The following is a 21,283-nucleotide window of genomic DNA, read 5'->3' as shown; positions in this document are numbered from 1 at the left end:
ATCAGTCCTTGGGGTCGTAGACGCGACGCACCAGAAAAACCGGTCGGCGTTTTGATTCGATATAGGTGCGGCCCAGGTACTCACCGAGCACCCCGATGCCGATCAATTGCAACCCACCGAGAAAGGTCACGGCCACCATCAGCGAGGCATACCCGGGCATGTCGACACCGTGAATCAAAGTGCGCACGACAATGAAAATAGCGAAGGCGAAAGACACCAGCGACACCACCGCGCCCACATACGTCCAGACCCGAAGCGGTTCGGTGCTGAAACTGGTGATGCCCTCCAGCGCGAAATTCCACAGGCGCCAGCCGTTGAACTTGCTCTGCCCCGCCACGCGCTCTGGTCGTTCGTAATCAACGTGAGTGGTGCGAAAGCCAACCCAGGCAAACAGGCCTTTCATAAAGCGGCGAGATTCGGGCAACGTCAGCAAGGCATCGACCACGCAGCGATCCATCAGGCGAAAATCACCGACGTTCTCGGGCAGAGGCTGCTCGGCGATCCTGTTGTGCAGGCGGTAGAACCAGTGAGCCGAAGTCTGCTTGGCCCAGGTGTCGCTGCGCCGACTGATGCGGTGACCGAGCACAACTTCATAACCCTCACGCCAGCGCTCGATCATTTGCAGAATGATCTCCGGCGGGTCCTGCAGATCTGCGTCGATCGGCACCACGATCTGCCCGGTCGCGACCTGCAAACCGGCAGACAATGCTGCTTCTTTGCCGAAGTTGCGACTCAGGTCGACGATACGCAAACGCGCATCGTGCCGCTGATGTTCGAGCAGGCGTTCCAGTGTGGCATCGGTGCTGCCGTCGTTGATGAACACCAGTTCGAGATCGATCAACGCCTGCGTCTGAAAGACCTCATTGATGCGCCGCAGAAACGTGTCGAGGCTGTCCTCCTCGTTAAAAACGGGGATCACCAGCGATAATGTCACCTGCCCGGCCTGTTGCGTTCCGTGCTCAGTCAAAGGAGTGCTCTTTTTATAGTGTTTGTCGGTCGTTGAATGATTTTCGACGCCATGAGCCGTCCCGTATTAAGCAGTAGCGTCCTCGGCGTTGCAAGGGTCAGAGGGCGTCATATTGGCCAATCCAAAGGCCTATTGCTGCGCTCTAGCCCGCGCTCTTCAGAAACATCCGCGAACGATTGGAAACAAATGTCCGATAGCCAAAAAAACCGTCTGCGCTAGGCTTGCGAGCATGCGCCACAGAGGCTGTCGCACAAATGAATCGCATGGAGCGAACCGAATGTATTTCGAGATTTACAGGCAATCCAGAGGCACCCCGAGCACCGGCAAAGGGCAATGGCGCTGGAGACTGAGGGCGGGCAACCACGAGACCATTGCCAGTGGCGAGTCTTATGTGAACAAGGCGGATTGCCTGCATGTGATTGGATTGATCAAGGCTGTGCAGGGGGAAACACCGGTCAAGGAGATTTAACCGCGCGGGTCGATGCAGTCTTAATCCTCATGCCACGGAAGAAGTGAAAAAACCTCTTCAGATCGGCCTGCAAGGACAAGGCGCTGCATAACTCGACGCATAAGGATGTGTATGACTTGACCAAACGGAAGCTGGGGCATTCACAGTCGTGAATGCCTGATGCGGAGGTGATGTTGCTACCGCTGAAATGACAAAAAGCCCCATAGATTTTTCATCTGCGGGGCTTTTTCTGTAATGGCGAAGAGATGGGGATTCGCCGCCCTTATTAACCCCTAGCGAAATCCCCCTTTCGCAGTAGATTTCGCTAAAGGCCAAAGCTGTTTTCATTTTGCTGCTCGTCGCGGCAATTCGACCGGAGTTTCCTTGGCAACGAAATAATGGCACTATCGCGACCTTCCGCCCCTCGCCCTGCAACTAGCAAAAAAATGAGCCAACGTCAATGACAAACCCCAATTTAAAATATAGAAGAGACATAGACGGCCTTCGCGCGCTGGCTGTTATTTCTGTTGTGATTTTTCACGCGTTCCCGACTCTGGTGCCAGGGGGATTCGTTGGCGTTGATATATTCTTTGTCATATCCGGTTTTTTAATCGGCACCATACTACTTAAAAGCATTGACCGAGGCACTTTCAGCTTTTCAGATTTTTACGCCAGAAGGATACGTCGAATCTTTCCAGCCTTGACCCTGGTGCTAATAACTTGCTGGGTTATTGGAAAGCTTGTCTTGTTACCGAACGAGATGACTGAACTCTCCAAGCACATCGCAGCAGGCGCAGGATTTGTAGCAAATTTTGCATTCTGGTACGAGAGCGGATATTTCGACACCGCAGCAGAACTAAAACCATTACTGCATCTATGGTCACTCGCAATTGAAGAGCAATTCTACCTGCTTTTCCCCATGATACTTTGGGCGGCCTGGAAGGTAAGACTTAGCGCTATCAAGCTAATTTTAGCTATTGGATTAGTATCACTGATTTTGAATCTCTACTTCATCGGTATAGATCCAAACGCCACATTCTACCTACTGCCGACCCGCGCATGGGAACTGCTGGCAGGCACCTTGCTGGCTTGGGCCTGCTTACAGCCGTGGTGGGCGTCGAAGTTCGAAGGGCAGCAATCCAGGCTCAACGACGCGCTTAGCGCCGCCGGGCTCGCACTCATATTCTTCGCACTATTTAGTTTCAAGCCGAGCGATCAATTCCCCGGCTGGCGCGCAATACTTCCTGTGCTGGGGTCGGTACTCCTGATAGCAGCAGGACCTTCATCTATCATTAACAGACGAATTTTCTCAACACGGGTGGCTGTAGCCATAGGCTTAATCAGCTTTCCGCTGTACCTCTGGCACTGGCCTCTGCTTGCGTTCGCCCGCATAGTCCAAAGTGAAGAAACCAGTATCGAGATAAGATCGGCGGCGGTCGCAGCATCAATATTACTAGCATGGATTACTTATTCATTAATCGAGAAGCCGCTTCGCACCGGAATAGTAAAGCAGCCGCGTCAAACCCCGGCTTTTGTCGGATTGATGATAGTTATCGCGCTTGGCGGATTTGCAACCTATAAACACCCAGTCGCTACCCCGCTGGAGACTAAAAACGAAGCAGCCCGAGCCATCGAGAAAAATACCGCAATTTCGCTGACGAACTGCGCAACCAGATTTCCCGACTGGAACACCATGACTGATAACCCGTGCCTGATTCAGGATGGCTTGATTACCAGCGCAGTCATAGGTGACTCACATGCAGCACACCTGTTTGCAGGTCTAAGCACCTACTCTAAGGCCGACCAGGGTTTAGCTGTTTTTCCGGCCAGTTGTGCTGCGCCATTTTACGATACGTCTACTGCTCAAAAGGACAAAGCCGCCGCGAAGGTTCGCGCGAATGCATACCGCCTCATCAATGAGGCATATGATTACGCCTCAAAAGACAGCAGCGTAGTAAACGTACTTCTTGCGCATAACCCAAGATGCTCTTGGGAAGACGCTGTAGACATTCGAAACCCTGGCGAGAAGGATTTCAGAAAAGTTCTGGAATCAGGCATGAGAAGATCCTTCGAAATGCTATCTGAAGCCAAGAAGAATATTGTCGTGGTTCTAGACAATCCAAACCTGCCGTTTGACCCATCGGCATGTGTCACACGTCCTTTCCGAATTACCGAAAAGAATGATGGCTGCTCATTCCCAAGGAAAGTTTACGATCAGGACAGCGTAAATTCCGCCTATAACGAAATTGTTCAACGCGTCGCAAAAGACTTCACCAACGTAAAAATAATCGACTTATCGTCGTTGTTCTGCGATTCCGACAGTTGCTACGCTGCGAAGGGCGGAAAAGTTCTATACAACGACAGAAACCATCTATCTATGTACGGCTCGCAATACGTTGCTCCGTACATTCTAAAGTCCATGCGCCACGAAAAAAATGAGCGCACCACGCAGCTTTAGTCGTTATCGATAGCTATGACCCGGGCAGAGCTGAACTGGCTGAAATCAAGGATGACAATATGAAAATTCGTGCACTCGGGAAAGATTGCTGAATGCACGCCGTCTTTGGTGGCAAGGCCAGCACTGACATGATCAATGCGAGCGCAAACGGATTACATTGATAAAAGCTTGGCACAGACGGGGTGCAATCAGCCCCCGTTCGCCGATGTCTTTGATGCCCCATAACTCCATTCAATCTGTCAGCCCGCAGGGCCAGCATTGTCTTGCGAGCGATACCCCCCTTCGATCTGCCAGCGAGTTCAGCTCGCCCGCCCCACCCAAAACACGCGACCGACTCAGAGGCCCCTTGCAGCCGCTCAAGCAGCTCAGGGATGCGCAACAGTCGCTTATTGCTGAACAGAGCCTGGCTGCAGCGTAGGGAACCGCGCAATGCCCCGAAGCGACCTCACGGTGCCTTTGGCCCTGGAAACGCCCCGAACAAAAGTCCGAAAACGAAAAAGCCCCCGTAATCATCAATGATTACGGGGGCTTCGTCTTGTTCAATAATGGCGGAGAGATAGGGATTCGAACCCTAGGTACCGGTGAAGGTACAACGGATTTCGAATCCGTCCCATTCGGCCACTCTGGCATCTCTCCAACGGCGCGCATCATAACAACACTTTTACCGAAAGCAAACCCTCTTTCGAAAATTTCTTCGTGCTATCAGATGCTTGCGTCGATTAAAGCGGTACGCCCAGACGATTGGCGACTTCTTCGTAGGCTTCGATGACGTCACCGAGGCCTTGGCGGAAGCGGTCTTTGTCCATCTTCTTCTTGGTGTCCTTGTCCCACAGACGGCAGCCGTCCGGGCTGAACTCGTCGCCCAGGACGATCGAGCCGTCGCTGAATACGCCGAATTCAAGCTTGAAGTCGACCAGCAGCAAGCCGGCGTCGTCGAACAGCTTGGTCAGTACTTCGTTGACCTTGAGCGACAGTTCTTTCATGCGAACCAGTTGCTCGGCGGTGCCCCAACCGAATGCCACGACGTGGGATTCGTTGATGAACGGGTCGCCCTTGGCGTCGTCCTTGAGGAACAGCTCGAAGGTGTACGGGTTGAGCTTCAGGCCCTCTTCGACGCCCAGACGCTTGACCAGGCTGCCGGCGGCGTAGTTACGCACGACGCACTCGACCGGGATCATGTCGAGTTTCTTCACCAGCACTTCGTTGTCGGCCAGCAGTTTGTCGAATTGGGTCGGTACGCCGGCCGCTTCGAGTTTCTGCATGATGAAGGCGTTGAACTTGTTGTTGACCATGCCTTTGCGGTCGAGCTGCTCGATGCGCTTGCCGTCGAACGCCGAAGTGTCGTTGCGAAACAGCAGGATCAAGCGGTCAGCGTCGTCGGTCTTGTAAACCGATTTGGCTTTGCCGCGGTAGAGTTCTTCACGTTTTTCCATGATGGGCTCCGCTTGCTAAGTAGGTGGGCTAGGCGATGTGGCGCCAGTCGAGCCCTGAATCTTGATCGGCCAGTTGCAGCCAGTCCGGGTCGCACCCGAGGGTGTCGACAAAACATTGCCGGGCCAGCTGCGGCAGGTTGTTCTTGCTGCTCAGATGAGCCAGGACAAGGTGTTGCAAGCCCTGCCAGCCCAACTCGGACACCAGGAAAGCCGCCTGATGGTTGTTCAAATGTCCCAGCTCGCCGCCCACCCGCTGCTTGAGAAAGTACGGGTAATGACCACGGGCCAGCATGTCGCGACAATGGTTGGACTCGATCATCAACGCATCGAGGTCCCGATAACTGTCCAGCACCCGCTCGCAGTAGGAACCCAGGTCGGTCAGCAGGCCGAAGCGCCGCTGCTCATGATCACTGAAGACATACTGGGTCGGCTCCTGCGCATCGTGGGCCACGGCAATGACCCCGATGCTCAGTGCACCGATCTGCAGTTGCTCGCCGCCAGCCAGAAAGCCTGCGGGTTCAATCGGTTTGCGCATCCCGCGCAGGGTGCCGCGACTGAGGTAGACCGGTAGATTGTAGCGCCGAGACAGCAAACCCACGCCATGCACGTGGTCGGCATGTTCGTGGGTCACAAGTATCGCGCTCAGTTGCGCCGGGCTCACACCCAGGCGCAACAAGCGTTTTTCGGTTTCCCGCAGAGAAAAACCACAATCCACCAGCACGTACGTATCAGCACTGGCGATCAGCGTGCCGTTCCCTTGGCTACCGCTGCCGAGAACGGCAAAACGCATTGTTGATCAGCCCAGGTTATCCTGAATCACGCTCAACACTTTGCGTGCCACTTCAGCCGGCGCGACGGTGTTGATGTTTTTCTCGACGGTCACCTGAATATTCTCGCCAACCTTGCTCAGGCGAACCTGATAACGCTCGGCACGGGCTTCAACTTCTTCCTTACTCGGCGCACTGCCGAACAGGCTGCTGAAGAAACCAGGCTTGTCATCTTTCTTCTCGGCTTTTTCGGCCAGGTTGATGTAGTACAGGCCGAGGCTGCGGTTGATGTCTTCAACGCGCCATTCGCCTTGTTCCAGTGCACGGCCAACGCTCGACCAGGCACGGTCCAGATCGGTACCGACGTTCAACACCGGGTTGCCGCTGCCGTCTTCGCTGAGGCTGACACGGCTCGGCGTATCGAAATCACGCGAGGCCAGCATCGACACCGAACCGCCCTTCTCGGAGATTCGGCTCATGCTTGCGAGCATGTCGTCGACCAGCGCTGCGTCCAGGCCAGTGTTGACCGAACGATTGGTGAAGGCCACGTCGGCAGTGCTGCCGGCAGGACGTTCGGCGCTGACCACGTAGATTTCGCTGGTGTTGCGCTGCACGCCCGGCTCGATCCGCACACGCACGCGGGTTTCGCTGTCGCTGGCAATGCCGGCTGCGCTCAGGCGCTTGGCCATGGACGCGGACAGTTCGTCGGAATGCTGCCAGGTGGTGGTGAATTCGCCGGTTTGCGGACGTTGTTCATCCAGACGGAAACCGTTGTCCTGGAAGAACTGCACAGCCACTGGCCAGACTTCGGCCGGTGGATGCTGAGCCACGACCCAACGCGAATCACCGCTCTTCTGCAGCGAGTAATCGCTGGCATCGGCAACGGCCGACAGCGGCTGAGGACGCGGAACAATGTATTCGCCCTTGGCGGTGTCATCAGCGACGTTGCGCGGGATCGGCAACAGCGGATCCAGACGCTTGGAGGTGCTGACCTCTGGTGGCAGTTGCATCGGTGCAGTCTGTTGCGCTTCCAGGTAATCGCTACCACGGTCACGGAAATAACCTTCCGGGCCCCAGACCCATCCGCAGCCACTGGTGCTGGAGATAATCAAGGCAAGTGCGGAAAGTCCGGCCATTCGCTTCATGCGTTGTACTTCCTCAATTAAACCAGGACGCTGCACTGGCGCAGGGCCGAGCGCAGCGTTTCATGACAAGGTGTGCTCAGCCAGGTCAGTGGCAGGCGGATGCCTTGATGCATCAGGCCCATTTCGACCAAAGCCCACTTCACCGGAATCGGGTTGGCTTCGATGAACAGGTCTTTGTGCAGCGGCATCAGTTTTTCGTTGATTGCCCGTGCGGTGTCGGCGTCGCCCTTGAGCGCGGCCTCGCACAGATCGGCCATTTCGCGCGGCGCGACGTTGGCGGTCACCGAGATGTTGCCTTTGCCACCCAGCAGGATCAGCTCGACGGCAGTCGGATCATCGCCGGACAGCACGATGAAATCCTTGCTCACACCATCGATGATCGCTTTGGCGCGCTTCAGGTCGCCCGTGGCTTCCTTGATACCGATGATGTTCGGCACGGTAGACAGGCGAATCACGGTCTCGGCCTGCATGTCGCACGACGTGCGGCCAGGAACGTTGTAGAGAATCTGCGGAATGTCGACCGCTTCAGCGATGTGCTTGAAGTGCTGGTACAGGCCTTCCTGAGTCGGCTTGTTGTAGTACGGAACGACCAGCAGGCAGGCATCGGCGCCGGCTTCTTTGGCGTTGCGGGTCAGCTCGACGGCTTCGCGGGTCGAGTTGGCGCCAGTGCCGGCGATGACCGGAATGCGCCCGGCAACCTGTTTGACCACGGCTTTGATGACGGCGATGTGTTCTTCTACATCAAGGGTTGCCGACTCGCCGGTAGTACCGACCGCGACAATGGCATGGGTGCCGTTCTTGAGATGGAAGTCCACGAGTTTGCTGAGGCTGTCCCAGTCAAGACGCCCTTGTGCATCCATGGGAGTGACCAGTGCCACCATACTGCCCGCAATCATGAAACCGCTCCTGCCGGAAAAAGAGAGCGGTAATGGTACTGGCGCCAAGATGCTTGCACAAGCGAAGTACTGCGCTGCCGCCATTCCCCTTGGCGCCGCTTTTCGCTACCCTTCAGACTTTGATCGGTACTGATCAGCTTGTACGCCGGGTTCCAGCCTCCCTTTACGGCCTCCCAGACCCCGTTCCTGCGTCGCATCGACGCGCTCCCGCTACAGTGGAGCGAGCCGCGAGCGCTTGGCGGGTCTCTTTGTACGGACAGCCATAACAGGCACTCCCGGCGGCAAACGTCCGTAACCTACCGACCGCTCATCGCTTTAGGAATGCTGCATGTCCACCCCCACAGTTCGCGAACAATTCCTTGTCATCAGTGCCCTCGGCGCCAACCCCATGGAGCTGACTAACGTCCTGTGCCGCGCCAGCCATGAAAATCGGTGCGCCGTGGTTACTTCGCGCCTGACTCGCCACGGCGAATGCAGTGCGCTGATCCTTGAGATCTCCGGCAGCTGGGACGCCCTCGCTCGCCTTGAAGGCAGTCTGCCGGGCCTGTCCAAGAAACACGCTTTCACCGTCAATGTGGTGCGTAGCGCACCGCTGGAAAATCGTCCGCAGGCCCTGCCGTACGTGGCCTATGTGAGTTCGGCGTATCGCCCGGACATCATCAATGAGCTGTGCCAGTTTTTCATGGACCACAACGTCGAACTGGAAAACCTGACCTGCGACACGTATCAGGCGCCGCAAACCGGCGGCACCATGCTCAACGCCACGTTCACCGTGACCCTGCCGGCCGGCACCCAGATCAGTTGGCTGCGCGACCAGTTCCTCGACTTCTCCGATGCGATGAATCTGGACGCACTGATCGAGCCTTGGCGCCCACAGAACCCAATGTAAGGAAGCTTTCATGGCCGTTGTCATCGACCAACCGGTTGCCGATTTCGAAGCACCTGCCACCAGCGGGCAGACCGTCAAGCTGTCTGCCCTGAAGGGCAAGCAAGTGGTGATCTACTTCTACCCAAAGGACAGCACCCCGGGCTGCACGACTCAAGGCCAGGGCTTTCGTGATCAACATGAAGCGTTCAAGGCTGCCAACACGGAAGTCTTCGGCATTTCGCGCGACAGCCTGAAGTCCCACGAGAACTTCAAGGGCAAGCAAGCGTTTCCGTTCGAGCTGATCAGCGACAAGGACGAAGCCGTCTGCCAGTTGTTCGACGTGATCAAATTGAAGAAGCTGTATGGCAAGGAATATCTGGGCGTTGATCGCAGCACTTTCCTGATTGATAAGGACGGTGTGCTGCGTCAGGAATGGCGTGGTGTGAAGGTGCCGGGGCATGTGGATGCGGTGCTGGCTGCTGCTCAGGATCTGAACAAGGCATGATGGTTTTGCGTCGTTCCCACTGACGCCTTCGCGAGCAGACTCGCTCCCATTTTAAACCGTGTTCGCGTTGGCAACTCGGTCAAATGTGGGAGCGAGCCTGCTCGCGAATAGCCTTCCTGCAAAATCTGGATCAACCGCTACAGCAGCGGCGCCACCACCGGCTCCTTGCGCGGCCACGCATCCAGCACAGCTTTGAACAGCGTAGCCAGTGGAATCGCAAAGAACACGCCCCAGAACCCCCACAACCCGCCAAACAACAGTACGGCGCAGATGATTGCCACCGGATGCAGATTGACCGCTTCCGAGAACAGCAAGGGCACCAGCACGTTGCCATCCAGTGTCTGAATGATCCCGTACACCGCCATCAGATAGATGAACTGATCGCTCCAGCCCCACTGGAACAGCGCAATCAACAACACCGGCACGGTCACCACCACCGCGCCGACATACGGCACCACCACCGAGACGCCGACCAGCAACGCCAGCAGTGCCGCGTAGTTGAGACCAAGCGCGACGAAAGCGATGTACGTCACCCCGCCGCAAATCACGATCTCAATGCCCTTGCCGCGGATATAGTTGGCAATCTGCCGATTCATCTCCTGCGCGACCCGGGTGATCAGCGCGCGCTCACGCGGCAAGTAACCACGCACCCACTCGCCGATCATGGCCCGGTCCTTGAGGAAGAAGAACACCAGGATCGGTACCAGCACCAGATAGATCATGATGTTTACCAGCAGCGGCAGACTCGACAGCGAGAAAGTCAGCGCCCACTGGCCAAACTTGCCGATCTCGCCACGCGCCGCCTCAATCGCCTGCAACACTTGCTCGTCAGAGACCAGATGCGGGTAACGCTCCGGCAACAGCAACAGCAGCGATTGCCACTTGGCGAGCATGCCCGGCAGTTCATTGAACAATGTGATCAACTGATGCCAAAGCAGCGGCAGCACCACGACGATAAACAGCATCAACGCGCCCATGAACAGCGCAAACACCAGGCCCACCGCCACACCACCCGGCACGCGCAGGCGTTCCAGCGTGACCACCAGCCCCTGCATCAGATACGCCAGCACCATTCCTGCCAACACCGGCGCGAGCATGCCGCCGAGGGTAAGCACGGCCGTGAAGGCGAGAAACAGCAGCACCGCCAGCACCACCGCTTCTTCATCGGAGAAATAGCGCTGAATCCAGTCGCGTAACACTTTGAACATCAATAATCCTTAGGTCTTTTACGCTGTCGGTTTCAGGCTTTTTTCAACCAGTAACGGTAGACGCCCGCTTCGTCCTCTTCGCGCAGCAGCGTATGACCGGCCAATCTGGCAAAGGTGCGAAAGTCGCGTTGCGAGCCGGCATCTGTGGCGATCACCTTGAGGACGGCGCCACTCTGGAGTTTGTTGAGTTCCATTTTCGCCTTGAGCAACGGCAACGGACAATTCAGGCCACTGGCGTCCAGTTCCACGTCATGGGCTACAGCGTCGGTCATTGCGTCACTCCGGTTCGGGTCGTCGAGCTGCCTAGAATATCTGGTCGCAGCTCCGGTGTCCGGCTACAGTAAGGTCTTTGTCTTCTAAGGCTTTGTGCATGACTTTTCTGCGCCCTACCCTGCTGACGCTCGCTTGCCTGCTCGCCTCACCAGGCTTTGCCGACGATCTGCCGTCACTCGGCGACGCCAGTTCTGCCATTGTCTCGCCGCAACAGGAATATCAGCTCGGTCGCGCCTGGCTGGCCATGTTGCGTAGCCAGGTTTCCCAGCTCAACGATCCGCAGCTCAAAGACTACGTTGAATCCAGTGTGTACAAGTTGGTGGAGACCAGTCAGGTCACTGACCGGCGCCTTGAATTCATTCTGATCAACAGCCCGCAGCTCAACGCCTTCGCGGCGCCGGGTGGTGTGGTCGGGGTCAACGGTGGCCTGTTCCTCAATGCGCAGACCGAGGGCGAATACGCTTCGGTACTGGCGCACGAACTGGCTCACTTGTCGCAACGCCACTTCGCTCGCGGCGTCGAAGCCTCGCAGCGCATGCAAGTGCCGATGATGGCCGCGCTGCTGGCCGGCATCGTCATCGCGGCGGCCGGTGGCGGTGACGCCGGGATCGCGACCATCGCCGGCTCGCAGGCAGCGGCGATTCAATCGCAACGCACCTTTTCCCGCCAGAACGAACAGGAAGCCGACCGCATCGGCATCCTCAATCTGGAAAAGGCCGGGTATGACCCGCGTTCGATGCCGACCATGTTCGAGCGTCTGATGCGCCAATATCGTTTCGACGCCAAGCCCCCGGAATTCCTGCTGACTCACCCGGTGACCGAGTCGCGTATCGCCGATACCCGCAACCGTGCCGAACAGGCCAAACCGGGCGGCATCGAAGATTCCAAGCGCTATCAGTTGATCCGCGCTCGCGTGCAGTTGATCTACGAAGAAACCCCTGGCCTGGGCGCCAAGCGCTTCCGTGCGCAACTGGACGAGAACCCGAAAAACGATGTGGCGCGTTACGGTCTGGCGATCGCTCAGATCAAGGGCGGCCAGCTGAACGAGGCTCGCGAGAATCTCAAGCAATTGCTGGCAACGTCGCCAAACGAAATCATCTACAACCTCGCGCAGGTGGATCTGGACATTACCAACAATCGCCTGCCGGACGCGCAATCGCGGGTTGACCGGATGCTCGCGCAATATCCGGGCAACTATCCGCTGAATCAGGTGCGCGTTGATTTGCTGCTCAAGCAGAATCGCGCATCTGATGCCGAGAAAGCGCTGGAAGCGTTGCTCAAATCACGCCCGGATGATCCGGACGTCTGGTATCAGGTCGCCGAAACCCGTGGATTGTCGGGGAACATCATTGGCCTGCATCAGGCCCGTGCCGAGTATTTCGCGTTGGTTGGCGATTACCGCCAAGCGATCCAACAGCTCGATTTTGCCAAGCGCAAGGCGGGCAGCAACTTCCCGCTGTCGTCGCGTATAGATGCCCGCCAGCGGGAGCTGATGGAGCAGGAGCGGATGATCAAGGACATGATGGGCTAACCCTCGAGCCATCCAGACAAAAGCTTCAGGCATAAAAAAACCGCCTCTTTCGAGGCGGTTTGTTTTTTTACCTTAGCGCTGGATTATTCAGCCAGTTTGAAGGTGATGAAGCTGGCACGACCTTGACGCAATACGCGCATCGACACCGAACGGTTCTTCGGCAGCGCCTTGGCGATCTCACCGAACTCCTTGCTGGAGCCGATGGCCTGGTTGTTCAGGTGCGTGATGATGTCGCCAGGTTGCAGACCGATCAACGCTGCAGGACCGTCCTGCACTTCCTTGATCACCACACCACCTTTGAGGTCGTAGGTTTTCTTCTGCTCGGCAGTCAATTCACCCACGGCAACACCGAGACGGTTGCTGGTGGTTTCAACGCCGGACTTAGGCAGCGCATCCAGCTCTTTGTCTTCGTCCGGGATCGCGCCAACGGTCAGTTCGACATTCTTGCGCTTGCCTTCACGAATCACTTCCAGATTGGCTTTGGCGCCAGCTTTCAGTGCACCGACAAGATGCGGCAGGTCAGCCGACATGACGATCGGCTGGCCGTTCATGCTCAGGATCACGTCGCCCACTTGCAGGCCGCCCTTCGCAGCAGGGCCGTCATCCTGAATCTGTGCAACCAGCGCACCGGCCGGTTTATCCAGACCGAACGACTCGGCGAGATCCTTGTTCACTTCCTGGATGACCACACCCAGCCAGCCACGACTGACCTTGCCACCGCTCTTCAGCTGATTGGATACGTCCATCGCCACGTCGATAGGAATCGCGAACGACACGCCCATGAAGCCGCCGGAGCGGGTGTAGATCTGCGAGTTGATCCCGACCACTTCACCGTTCAGGTTGAACAGCGGACCACCGGAGTTGCCCGGGTTGATCGGCACGTCGGTCTGAATGAACGGCACGTAGTTTTCGTTCGGCAGGCTGCGGCCGACGGCGCTGACGATACCTTGGGTCACCGTGTGGTCAAAACCGAACGGTGAACCGATTGCCACGACCCACTGGCCGGCTTTCAGGTCTTGGGATTTACCGAGCTTGAGCACCGGCAGATCCTTGCCTTCGATTTTCAGCAAAGCCACGTCAGAGCGCGGGTCGGTGCCGATCAGCTTGGCTTTCATTTCACTGCGGTCGGCGAGGCGGACGAGAATTTCGTCGGCATCGGCAATCACGTGGTTGTTGGTCAGGATGTAGCCATCCGAAGAGATGATGAAGCCCGAACCCAGCGACTGTGCTTCACGCTGACGACCACCACCGCCCGGCGAACGCTGCTGAGGCGGCATGCCACGCTCGAAGAACTCGCGCAGCATCGGCGGCAGGCCTTCCAGATCAGGCATCTGCTGGTTCACTTTGCGATCCGGCAGTTTTTGCGTGGTACTGATGTTCACTACTGCTGGCGAAGCTTGTTCGACCAATTGGGTGAAGTCAGGCAAATCGGCCGCTTGCGCAGCAGGCACCGCCTGACCGAGCAACAGCACGGTGGCGAAAATGGAGAGATAAGATTTCAAACTTGGTATCGACATACAGCTCCCGTTACGACGAGCAGGGTTAAGCGATATGGAGCAAGGAACACCGGAAACCACCGACCGGTATTTTTGTCCGGGAACAACAAACAAGGCCAGAGCCGTGAGGCTCTGACCTATAAAAAATTTTCGGGGTATTTGCAAATGAAAATGCTCAGCAAACATTTCATCTACGTCTCGACGAAGAAGTTGTAATGACTGAAATCAGCTCACTGCTTGCTGGTTGCAGTGCCATCAGTGTTACGCATCGACAGAGCAATTCGTTCGGCGGTACCAATCGGGATTTCGCCAACCACCGTCACCATCATTTCGCCTTCAGGCGTGGTCAGGCGGCGGGAAACCGCAACGGTCGGGCCCAGTTGAGTCCGCGTGTCAGTGACGGTTGCGCCGTTTAATGGCTCAAGGAAAACCGAAAAACGCGCCAGACCATCGTCATACAGCAGGCTGTTGACCTGTGTCTTGGTTTCCGGATCCTTGTGCGAGGTGCTGCTGGTCAATTCAAAACCAGGTGGTAGCCATTCAGAATGCCAGACCTGTGCGGTCTTGATGGCCGAGGCCTTGTCGCTGTCGAGCGTAATCGCTTTACAGTCGGCATCAGCCTGCAAATCCTTGTCCGAAGGAACTTCGTCAGTATCGAGACTGGTGAACTGGAAGCGTTCGAGCAACTGCCCCTTGTCGTTCAGAAGCAACGACTTCAGCGGCAAGCCCGTTTTCTTGTCCAGATGCAATTCGAAGCCGTAACGATGCTGGTCGCGAGGTGTCAGCGATACGATCACTGCATCTCGCCCGGCCACGCGCGATTTGCCGATGACGGCAAGGTCATACCAGTTTTTCAGCTTTTGCGGATCGAGAGGACGAGCGGCTGAGTTGGGAGAATCCCCCAGCCCGGCAATCAGGGTGCCGCTGACGCATTGAGTATGCCCATCAATGCGCACGACTTCCTGTGCCGAACCGTCGAGCTGGAGTAAACGCTCGCGGACCTGGCCATTCTGGACGCGATGCCAGATGTTATGGGTAGAAAAGCTACCGTTACGCTCGTAAACGAATGTGCCGTGAAAGCTTTGCTGCTGCTCGGCCTGGCCCAGACGGGTCAACCAGTCCTGGGCCTCATCAGCGTGGGCTGGAACAATGAACCAGCCACTGAGCAGAAGCGAAAGTAGAGGTATGGCGCGCATGATCCTCCTTAACGGTTTTCCAGACTTGCAGCACGTGCGTAAGGCAACGCGCTTTCAGTACCTTTCAGTGCAGCCTGTTGAGCGTGCTGACGCAGGTAGCCTGGCAGACGCTGATCATGCCAGCCTGGTTGACCTTGCAATACGCCGTTGGCCATCGGGCCAGTGGCTTCCGAACTCTCGCTGTAGCCCGCCAGAACAGCCGGCCCCTTGACCTGTGGGGTCGCCAGGGTTGGCTGATTGGACTGCTGAGCCAGTTCGACACCGGCAATTTCGTCCTGGTTGTACAGGCGAACACCGGCCAGAACGGCAACAGTTACCGAGGCTGCAACAGCCAGACGGCCGAGGTTGCGCCATGGGCTGCGAGATACTTTGGCCGGAGCCGTTTCGTCTTCCAGTGCAGCAGACACTGCCGCAGCGATGTCCAGACGTGGCAGCAGCAGATCCTTGTGCATGGCTGCCCGAGCGATCTGGTAACGAGCCCAGGTCTCACGGGTTTCTACGTCGTCCAGTGCATTGAGCACTCGACGCAATTCCAGTTCGTCCGCTTCGTTATCCATCACTGCGGACAGCGATTCCTGCAGGGCTTCACGACTCATGGCGTTCCTCTCTTGGCTGTCGCCGCTGTCTCAGTTTTCCTGCAACAACGGCTGCAGGGCTTTATCGATGGCCTCCCGGGCGCGGAAAATCCGGGAGCGCACGGTACCCACCGGACACTGCATGACGCTCGCAATGTCCTCGTAACTCAGACCATCGAATTCACGTAAAGTTAAAGCCGTACGCAAATCCTCTGGCAGTTGCTGAATGGTTCGATGGACGGTGCCTTCGATCTCATCCCGCAGCAGTGCACGTTCTGGTGACTCGAGATCCTTGAGGCCATGATCGCCATCGTAGAACTCTGCATCTTCGGAACTTACATCGCTATCCGGTGGCCGACGGCCGCGTGAAACCAGGTAATTCTTTGCCGTGTTGATGGCAATACGGTACAGCCACGTATAAAACGCACTGTCGCCGCGAAAGTTTCCAAGTGCTCGATACGCCTTGATAAAGGCTTCCTGAGCCACGTCCTGGGCTTCATGGGTGTCGTGCACAAAACGCACGATCAACCCGAGAATCTTGTGCTGATACTTCAGCACCAACAGATCGAAAGCTCGCTTGTCGCCGCGTTGAACGCGCTCGACCAGCTGCTGATCCTCTTCCTGGGTTAGCATGAACACTCCTCGATAAGCCCGAAGGAGACTTGCATAACTAAACGACCAGACTTGCAAACATAGACTCGGGCTTTTCGCAAAAGTTCTCCCCCTCCAGGCAAGTTTCCTGCGGGCTCTGATTTGGCACGCACGAAAAACGCAGCTCGGGATAAACCGGCTGCGCGAATAATCTTGTCATCGGTTTCGCCGACAGGAATCCAAACGCGAATTCCGCACTGAAGCCGACACTGTCCCTTATCTCTGGCACCGACTATTGATCTTGGGCCTTTGGCAAAAGTTCCAATTATTTATAGCCTTCACCACCTGACATTGGGCAACCCTGTGCAGAAAAAGTCTGTTTCAGCACCGATACAGTCGTCTTTTCCCCAAACGGGTGAGAAAAACTTCCGACGAAGCACACGGTTTTTTCGCTCACAGTAGTTTCACAATGCCATATCGGCCCGGCTATTGTGCCGCTCCCCCCCTCTATATACTAGTGGGCTGTGTGGCTGTCTTGACTCGCCGATCCAGCTGTCTTGCGCCACCCCCGACCCGGGTCGCTTTGAGCGGAATCCTGTAATGAGCCAACAATTCCAACATGATGTTCTGGTCATAGGCAGCGGTGCTGCCGGTTTGAGTCTCGCGCTGACCCTGCCGGGTCATTTGCGCATTGCTGTATTGAGCAAGGGCGATCTCGCCAACGGTTCGACCTTCTGGGCCCAGGGTGGCGTCGCTGCCGTGCTGGATGACACCGACACTGTCGAATCCCACGTCGATGACACCCTGAATGCCGGCGGTGGTCTGTGCCACGAAGACGCCGTGCGCTTCACCGTCGAGCACAGCCGCGAAGCCATTCAATGGCTGATCGACCAAGGCGTGCCCTTCACCCGCGACGATCAGTCCGGCACCGAGGACGGCGGATTCGAATTCCACCTGACCCGTGAAGGCGGCCACAGCCACCGCCGCATCATCCACGCGGCCGATGCCACCGGCGCGGCGATTTTCAAAACCTTGCTGGCCCAGGCCAAAGAGCGTTCGAACATCGAGCTGCTGGAGCAGCGGGTCGCCGTCGACCTGATCACCGAACGACGCTTGGGCATGGAAGGCGAGCGCTGCCTCGGCGCCTATGTACTCAATCGCAAAACCGGCGAAGTCGACACCTACGGCGCTCGCTTTGTGATTCTGGCCTCGGGCGGCGCAGCCAAGGTCTACCTCTATACCAGCAACCCCGATGGCGCCTGCGGTGATGGCATCGCCATGGCCTGGCGTTCGGGCTGCCGCGTGGCAAACCTTGAATTCAACCAGTTCCACCCGACCTGCCTGTATCACCCACAGGCCAAGAGTTTTCTGATCACCGAAGCCCTGCGCGGCGAAGGCGCGCATTTGAAGCTGCCCAATGGCGAACGCTTCATGTCCCGCTTCGACCAGCGCGCCGAGTTGGCACCGCGCGACATCGTCGCCCGGGCCATCGACCATGAAATGAAGCGTTTGGGCGTTGACTGCGTATATCTCGACATCAGCCACAAACCCGAAGCGTTTATCAAAAGTCACTTCCCGACTGTTTATGAGCGTTGCCTGGGTTTCGGCATCGACATCACCAAACAGCCGATCCCGGTCGTGCCGGCCGCGCATTACACCTGCGGTGGCGTGATGGTCGATCAGAACGGCCGCACCGATGTGCCAGGCCTGTATGCCATCGGCGAAACCAGCTTCACCGGCCTGCATGGCGCCAACCGCATGGCCAGCAACTCGCTGCTGGAATGTTTCGTCTATGCCCGCTCGGCCGCAGCGGACATTCTCGCGCAACTGGACCATGTCGCCGCGCCAAACGCCCTGCCCGTCTGGGACGCCAGCCAGGTGACCGACTCGGACGAGGACGTGATTATCGCGCACAACTGGGATGAACTGCGGCGGTTCATGTGGGACTACGTTGGCATCGTGCGCACCAACAAACGCCTGCAACGGGCGCAGCATCGCGTGCGCCTGCTGCTGGACGAGATCGACGAGTTTTACAGCAACTATAAGGTCAGCCGCGATCTGATCGAATTACGTAACCTGGCGCAAGTCGCCGAGCTGATGATCTGCTCAGCCATGGAGCGCAAGGAAAGTCGCGGCCTGCATTACACCCTCGACTATCCCGACATGCTGCCCGAGGCACTCGACACTATTCTGGTGCCGCCCACCTACGCCGGCTGAACTTGAGCCGTACTCGCAGGCGTCGATGCACATCGGCGACCTGCGAATCTCGCGGCACGCAGATCGATCTGACCCGCCACTCCCCGCGCAAACGAAAGCGCAACACCACGATCATCGGCAGCGCCAGGCTGTCCGGCCGCAACTGTACGGCTTGCCAGCCATCCGCCTGATTCCACAATTGCCAGCCATCGGCATCACGGCGCAATCCGCAGAATGCTCGTGGATGACTCAGCAGAATCTGCCTCGGCAACACCCAAACGCCATGCAGCAGACAAGCAAAAGCACCGAGCAGACTGGCCCAGAGTGGAATAGATAGAAGAAACAAAGCACCCAGTGCGAACGCCTGGGCCAACAGATACGCCGCCAGCAACTGCCGTGAGGCATGCCAGCGGCATTCGAACGTGTTACTTGGGCTGGACACGGTCCAGGATCATGCGAACCATGCGCTGCAATTCCGGATCTTCAGACTCGCTGCGCTCCATGAACCAGCCGAACATGTCCTGATCCTCGCACGTCAGCAGACGCACATACAGATCGCGATCCACCTGATTCAACGTGGCGTAAACCTCCTGCACGAACGGCACCAGCAACACGTCAAGCTCAAGCATGCCGCGACGGCTGTGCCAAAAGAGGCGATTCAGTTCAACTTGTTCGACCATGGAGCCCTCCTCAAATTTGGCGGCAAGTATACAGCCCCGAGACAGGTCGCACAGTCGGCTTTGGTCGGGGACCACCGATCCTTTATCAACTACCCATTTCAACAACGCGCCCTTATGATGTGCCCCAGTCTATTTACCCTGCGAAGACCCATGGCCGATTCTGCTTTTTTCTGCACCCTGTCTCATGAAGGCGTTCTCGCGGTTCGCGGCGCGGATGCCGGAAAATTCCTGCAAGGCCAGTTGACCTGCAACCTCAATTACCTGAGCGACAACCGCGCCAGCCTCGGCGCCCGTTGCACGCAGAAAGGCCGGATGCAGTCGAGCTTCCGCATTCTGCTCGAAGGTGACGGCGTGGTCCTGGCGATGGCCAGCGAGCTGCTGGAGCCGCAACTGGCGGATCTGAAAAAGTACGCGGTGTTCTCCAAATCAAAGCTGACCGACGAAAGTGCCGCCTGGGCACGTTTCGGCCTGGAGCGTGGCGATAACGCCCTGACCAGCCTCGGCCTGGACCTGCCGGCCGAAACCGACAGCGTCGTGCGTCACGAAGGCCTGATCGCGATTCGCGTCTCGCCGGATCGCGCCGAACTCTGGGCACCGGCCGATCAGGCTGATGCGATCAAAGCGGAATTGTCCGCCGCCCTGCCTGAAGCCGAGCTGAATCAATGGCTGCTGGGCCAGATACGCGCCGGTATCGGCCAGGTCATGCCGAGCACCCGCGAGCTGTTCATTCCGCAGATGCTCAACCTGCAAGCCGTTGGCGGCGTGAGTTTCAAGAAAGGCTGCTACACCGGCCAGGAAATCGTCGCGCGCATGCAGTACCTGGGCAAACTCAAGCGTCGTCTGTATCGCCTGAGCCTGGACGCTGCCGAGTTGCCGGAGCCTGGCACACAACTGTTTGCACCAAGCCACAACAGCTCCATCGGCGAAGTGGTGCTGGCTGCCAAGGCCGGGCAAAACATTGAACTCCTGGCGGTGCTGCAGGCCGAAGCTGCCGAAGCCGGTGATCTGCATCTGGGCACCCTCGAAGGTCCCGCGCTGCATCTGCTCGACCTGCCTTACGAACTGGATCGCGACCGCGAAATCCAGCGCTGATCGCAGCATTTGTTGCAACACCCTAGAGAGTTTAAATGAGCGAACTGGCGGAAAAAGTCCAACAGGATTTGGTTGAGGCCATCGACAACGATGACCTGGTTCTGCCCACGTTGCCGGAAGTGGCCTTGCAGATTCGCAAGGCTGCTGAAGACCCGGAAATCAGCGTCAGCGACCTGAGCAAAGTAATCGGCCGGGACACGGCGCTGTCGGCGCGCCTGATCAAAGTGGTCAACAGCCCGCTGCTGCGCGCCGCCCAGGAAGTCACCGATCTGCACACGGCGATCACTCGACTGGGCATCAACTACAGCAGCAACCTGGCGATCGGTCTGGTGATGGAGCAGATTTTCCACGCCCGCTCCGAAGTGGTCGAACAGAAAATGCGCGAAGTCTGGCGCAAGAGCCTGGAAATCGCCGGGGTCAGTTATGCGCTGTGTCGCCGCTACACGCAGCTCAAACCCGATCAGGCAGCGCTCGGTGGTCTGGTGCATCAGATCGGCGTGCTACCGATTCTGACTTACGCCGAGGATCACTACGAACTGCTGTCGGATCCGGTCAGCCTCAACCATGTGATTGATCACATTCATCCGCTACTGGGCGACAAGTTGTTGCGCGTCTGGGAGTTTCCGGAACGGTTGGTGGAGTTGCCGGGGCGCTATCAGGACTTCAAGCGCGACTCGACGACCATCGATTACGTCGATCTGGTGCAGGTGGCGAGCCTGTATTGCCACAAGGACACTGATCATCCATTTGCGCGGATTGATCCAATGACAGTTCCGGCGTTCAGGAAGCTGGGAATCGATCAGGAAAACAAGGAACTGTGCGCGGATCTGGAAGAGTCGCGGACGATGTTTTACTGATCCAGCACCGAGACGCGCCCTTCGCGAGCAAGCTCGCTCCCACATTGGAATGCATTCCCCTGTGGGAGCGAGCTTGCTCGCGAAGGAGCCAGCAAAGGCGC

21 protein-coding genes and 1 tRNA gene are annotated in these 21,283 nt (G+C 57.4%); 8 read left to right on the top strand and 14 right to left on the bottom strand.

Features of this window, described 5'->3' with window-relative positions; translation table 11 throughout:
- Position 1 precedes the first annotated feature (1 nt).
- Positions 2 to 967: a glycosyltransferase family 2 protein gene (locus ACZZ0G_RS19160; RefSeq protein ID WP_463557162.1), complete on the bottom strand. Its 966-nt coding sequence runs from the start codon at positions 965 to 967 to the stop codon at positions 2 to 4.
- A gap of 277 nt (positions 968 to 1,244) precedes the next feature.
- Between ACZZ0G_RS19160 and ACZZ0G_RS19155 the strand changes: the two genes are divergently transcribed.
- Together ACZZ0G_RS19155 and ACZZ0G_RS19150 are read left to right on the top strand one after the other, a co-directional pair.
- Positions 1,245 to 1,436, top strand: a complete 192-nt coding sequence (locus ACZZ0G_RS19155) for a YegP family protein (RefSeq protein WP_016984684.1) — start codon at positions 1,245 to 1,247, stop codon at positions 1,434 to 1,436.
- A gap of 439 nt (positions 1,437 to 1,875) precedes the next feature.
- Positions 1,876 to 3,873 (top strand): acyltransferase family protein, encoded by a 1,998-nt coding sequence (locus tag ACZZ0G_RS19150; protein WP_463557161.1) that lies wholly within the window; start codon positions 1,876 to 1,878, stop codon positions 3,871 to 3,873.
- Between the two features lie 546 nt (positions 3,874 to 4,419).
- Here the strand turns inward: ACZZ0G_RS19150 and ACZZ0G_RS19145 are convergent.
- From ACZZ0G_RS19145 to dapA, 5 genes are all read right to left on the bottom strand, one after another.
- Positions 4,420 to 4,509 (bottom strand) — tRNA-Ser (locus ACZZ0G_RS19145).
- Positions 4,510 to 4,592: 83 nt separating this feature from the next.
- Positions 4,593 to 5,306 carry a phosphoribosylaminoimidazolesuccinocarboxamide synthase gene (purC, locus tag ACZZ0G_RS19140; protein WP_007911389.1) on the bottom strand — a complete coding sequence of 238 codons (714 nt, stop codon included), beginning with the start codon at positions 5,304 to 5,306 and terminating at the stop codon, positions 4,593 to 4,595.
- 28 nt (positions 5,307 to 5,334) lie between these two features.
- Complete coding sequence (locus tag ACZZ0G_RS19135; RefSeq protein WP_463557160.1) at positions 5,335 to 6,096, bottom strand: MBL fold metallo-hydrolase; 762 nt, start codon at positions 6,094 to 6,096, stop codon at positions 5,335 to 5,337.
- A 6-nt stretch (positions 6,097 to 6,102) separates the two neighbouring features.
- Positions 6,103 to 7,218 carry an outer membrane protein assembly factor BamC gene (bamC, locus tag ACZZ0G_RS19130; RefSeq protein WP_038358367.1) on the bottom strand — a complete coding sequence of 372 codons (1,116 nt, stop codon included), beginning with the start codon at positions 7,216 to 7,218 and terminating at the stop codon, positions 6,103 to 6,105.
- Between the two features lie 17 nt (positions 7,219 to 7,235).
- Positions 7,236 to 8,114: a 4-hydroxy-tetrahydrodipicolinate synthase gene (gene dapA, locus ACZZ0G_RS19125; protein WP_122608855.1), complete on the bottom strand. Its 879-nt coding sequence runs from the start codon at positions 8,112 to 8,114 to the stop codon at positions 7,236 to 7,238.
- Positions 8,115 to 8,442: 328 nt separating this feature from the next.
- Here dapA and ACZZ0G_RS19120 point away from each other — a divergent pair, with 328 nt between their 5' ends.
- Both ACZZ0G_RS19120 and ACZZ0G_RS19115 read left to right on the top strand, forming a co-directional pair.
- Entirely contained in the window at positions 8,443 to 9,003 is a 561-nt protein-coding gene (locus ACZZ0G_RS19120) for a glycine cleavage system transcriptional repressor (RefSeq protein WP_463557159.1), read from the top strand.
- A 10-nt stretch (positions 9,004 to 9,013) separates the two neighbouring features.
- Positions 9,014 to 9,487 (top strand): peroxiredoxin, encoded by a 474-nt coding sequence (locus tag ACZZ0G_RS19115; protein WP_463557158.1) that lies wholly within the window; start codon positions 9,014 to 9,016, stop codon positions 9,485 to 9,487.
- Positions 9,488 to 9,624: 137 nt separating this feature from the next.
- On the opposite strand, the gene ACZZ0G_RS19110 is transcribed toward ACZZ0G_RS19115, so the two are convergent.
- Together ACZZ0G_RS19110 and ACZZ0G_RS19105 are read right to left on the bottom strand one after the other, a co-directional pair.
- A complete protein-coding gene (locus ACZZ0G_RS19110) occupies positions 9,625 to 10,695 on the bottom strand; it encodes an AI-2E family transporter (RefSeq protein ID WP_463397330.1) in 1,071 nt (356 codons plus the stop codon).
- Positions 10,696 to 10,727: 32 nt separating this feature from the next.
- Positions 10,728 to 10,967: a sulfurtransferase TusA family protein gene (locus ACZZ0G_RS19105; protein WP_038358357.1), complete on the bottom strand. Its 240-nt coding sequence runs from the start codon at positions 10,965 to 10,967 to the stop codon at positions 10,728 to 10,730.
- Positions 10,968 to 11,065: 98 nt separating this feature from the next.
- On the opposite strand from ACZZ0G_RS19105, the gene ACZZ0G_RS19100 reads away from it, so the two are divergent.
- Entirely contained in the window at positions 11,066 to 12,499 is a 1,434-nt protein-coding gene (locus ACZZ0G_RS19100; RefSeq protein ID WP_463557157.1) for a M48 family metalloprotease, read from the top strand.
- A gap of 83 nt (positions 12,500 to 12,582) precedes the next feature.
- Here ACZZ0G_RS19100 and ACZZ0G_RS19095 read toward each other — a convergent pair whose 3' ends face one another.
- The 4 genes from ACZZ0G_RS19095 to rpoE form a co-directional block, all read right to left on the bottom strand.
- Positions 12,583 to 14,016, bottom strand: coding sequence for a DegQ family serine endoprotease (locus tag ACZZ0G_RS19095; protein ID WP_463557156.1), 1,434 nt, complete (start codon positions 14,014 to 14,016; stop codon positions 12,583 to 12,585).
- Positions 14,017 to 14,225: 209 nt separating this feature from the next.
- Positions 14,226 to 15,191: a MucB/RseB C-terminal domain-containing protein gene (locus tag ACZZ0G_RS19090; protein WP_463557155.1), complete on the bottom strand. Its 966-nt coding sequence runs from the start codon at positions 15,189 to 15,191 to the stop codon at positions 14,226 to 14,228.
- Between the two features lie 8 nt (positions 15,192 to 15,199).
- Entirely contained in the window at positions 15,200 to 15,787 is a 588-nt protein-coding gene (locus ACZZ0G_RS19085; RefSeq protein ID WP_007911408.1) for a sigma-E factor negative regulatory protein, read from the bottom strand.
- 30 nt (positions 15,788 to 15,817) lie between these two features.
- Positions 15,818 to 16,399, bottom strand: coding sequence for an RNA polymerase sigma factor RpoE (gene rpoE, locus ACZZ0G_RS19080; RefSeq protein WP_003172477.1), 582 nt, complete (start codon positions 16,397 to 16,399; stop codon positions 15,818 to 15,820).
- Positions 16,400 to 16,957: 558 nt separating this feature from the next.
- On the opposite strand from rpoE, the gene nadB reads away from it, so the two are divergent.
- Complete coding sequence (nadB, locus tag ACZZ0G_RS19075) at positions 16,958 to 18,574, top strand: L-aspartate oxidase (RefSeq protein WP_463557154.1); 1,617 nt, start codon at positions 16,958 to 16,960, stop codon at positions 18,572 to 18,574.
- On the opposite strand, the gene ACZZ0G_RS19070 is transcribed toward nadB, so the two are convergent.
- Together ACZZ0G_RS19070 and ACZZ0G_RS19065 are read right to left on the bottom strand one after the other, a co-directional pair.
- On the bottom strand, positions 18,543 to 18,995 hold the full coding sequence (locus tag ACZZ0G_RS19070; RefSeq protein ID WP_463557153.1) for a protein YgfX: 453 nt from the start codon (positions 18,993 to 18,995) through the stop codon (positions 18,543 to 18,545). The two genes, nadB and ACZZ0G_RS19070, sit on opposite strands and share 32 nt — an antisense overlap.
- Positions 18,979 to 19,233, bottom strand: a complete 255-nt coding sequence (locus ACZZ0G_RS19065; protein ID WP_007911418.1) for an FAD assembly factor SdhE — start codon at positions 19,231 to 19,233, stop codon at positions 18,979 to 18,981. Before ACZZ0G_RS19065 ends, ACZZ0G_RS19070 begins: the two co-directional genes overlap by 17 nt.
- A 150-nt stretch (positions 19,234 to 19,383) precedes the next feature.
- On the opposite strand from ACZZ0G_RS19065, the gene ygfZ reads away from it, so the two are divergent.
- Positions 19,384 to 20,325 carry a CAF17-like 4Fe-4S cluster assembly/insertion protein YgfZ gene (gene ygfZ, locus ACZZ0G_RS19060; RefSeq protein WP_463557152.1) on the top strand — a complete coding sequence of 314 codons (942 nt, stop codon included), beginning with the start codon at positions 19,384 to 19,386 and terminating at the stop codon, positions 20,323 to 20,325.
- A 35-nt stretch (positions 20,326 to 20,360) separates the two neighbouring features.
- Positions 20,361 to 21,182, top strand: coding sequence for an HDOD domain-containing protein (locus ACZZ0G_RS19055; protein WP_397481519.1), 822 nt, complete (start codon positions 20,361 to 20,363; stop codon positions 21,180 to 21,182).
- The last annotated feature ends 101 nt before the right edge of the window (positions 21,183 to 21,283 follow it).

The organism is Pseudomonas sp. AC169 (assembly GCF_979258515.1).
This window is presented reverse-complemented; position numbering and strand designations above follow the sequence as displayed.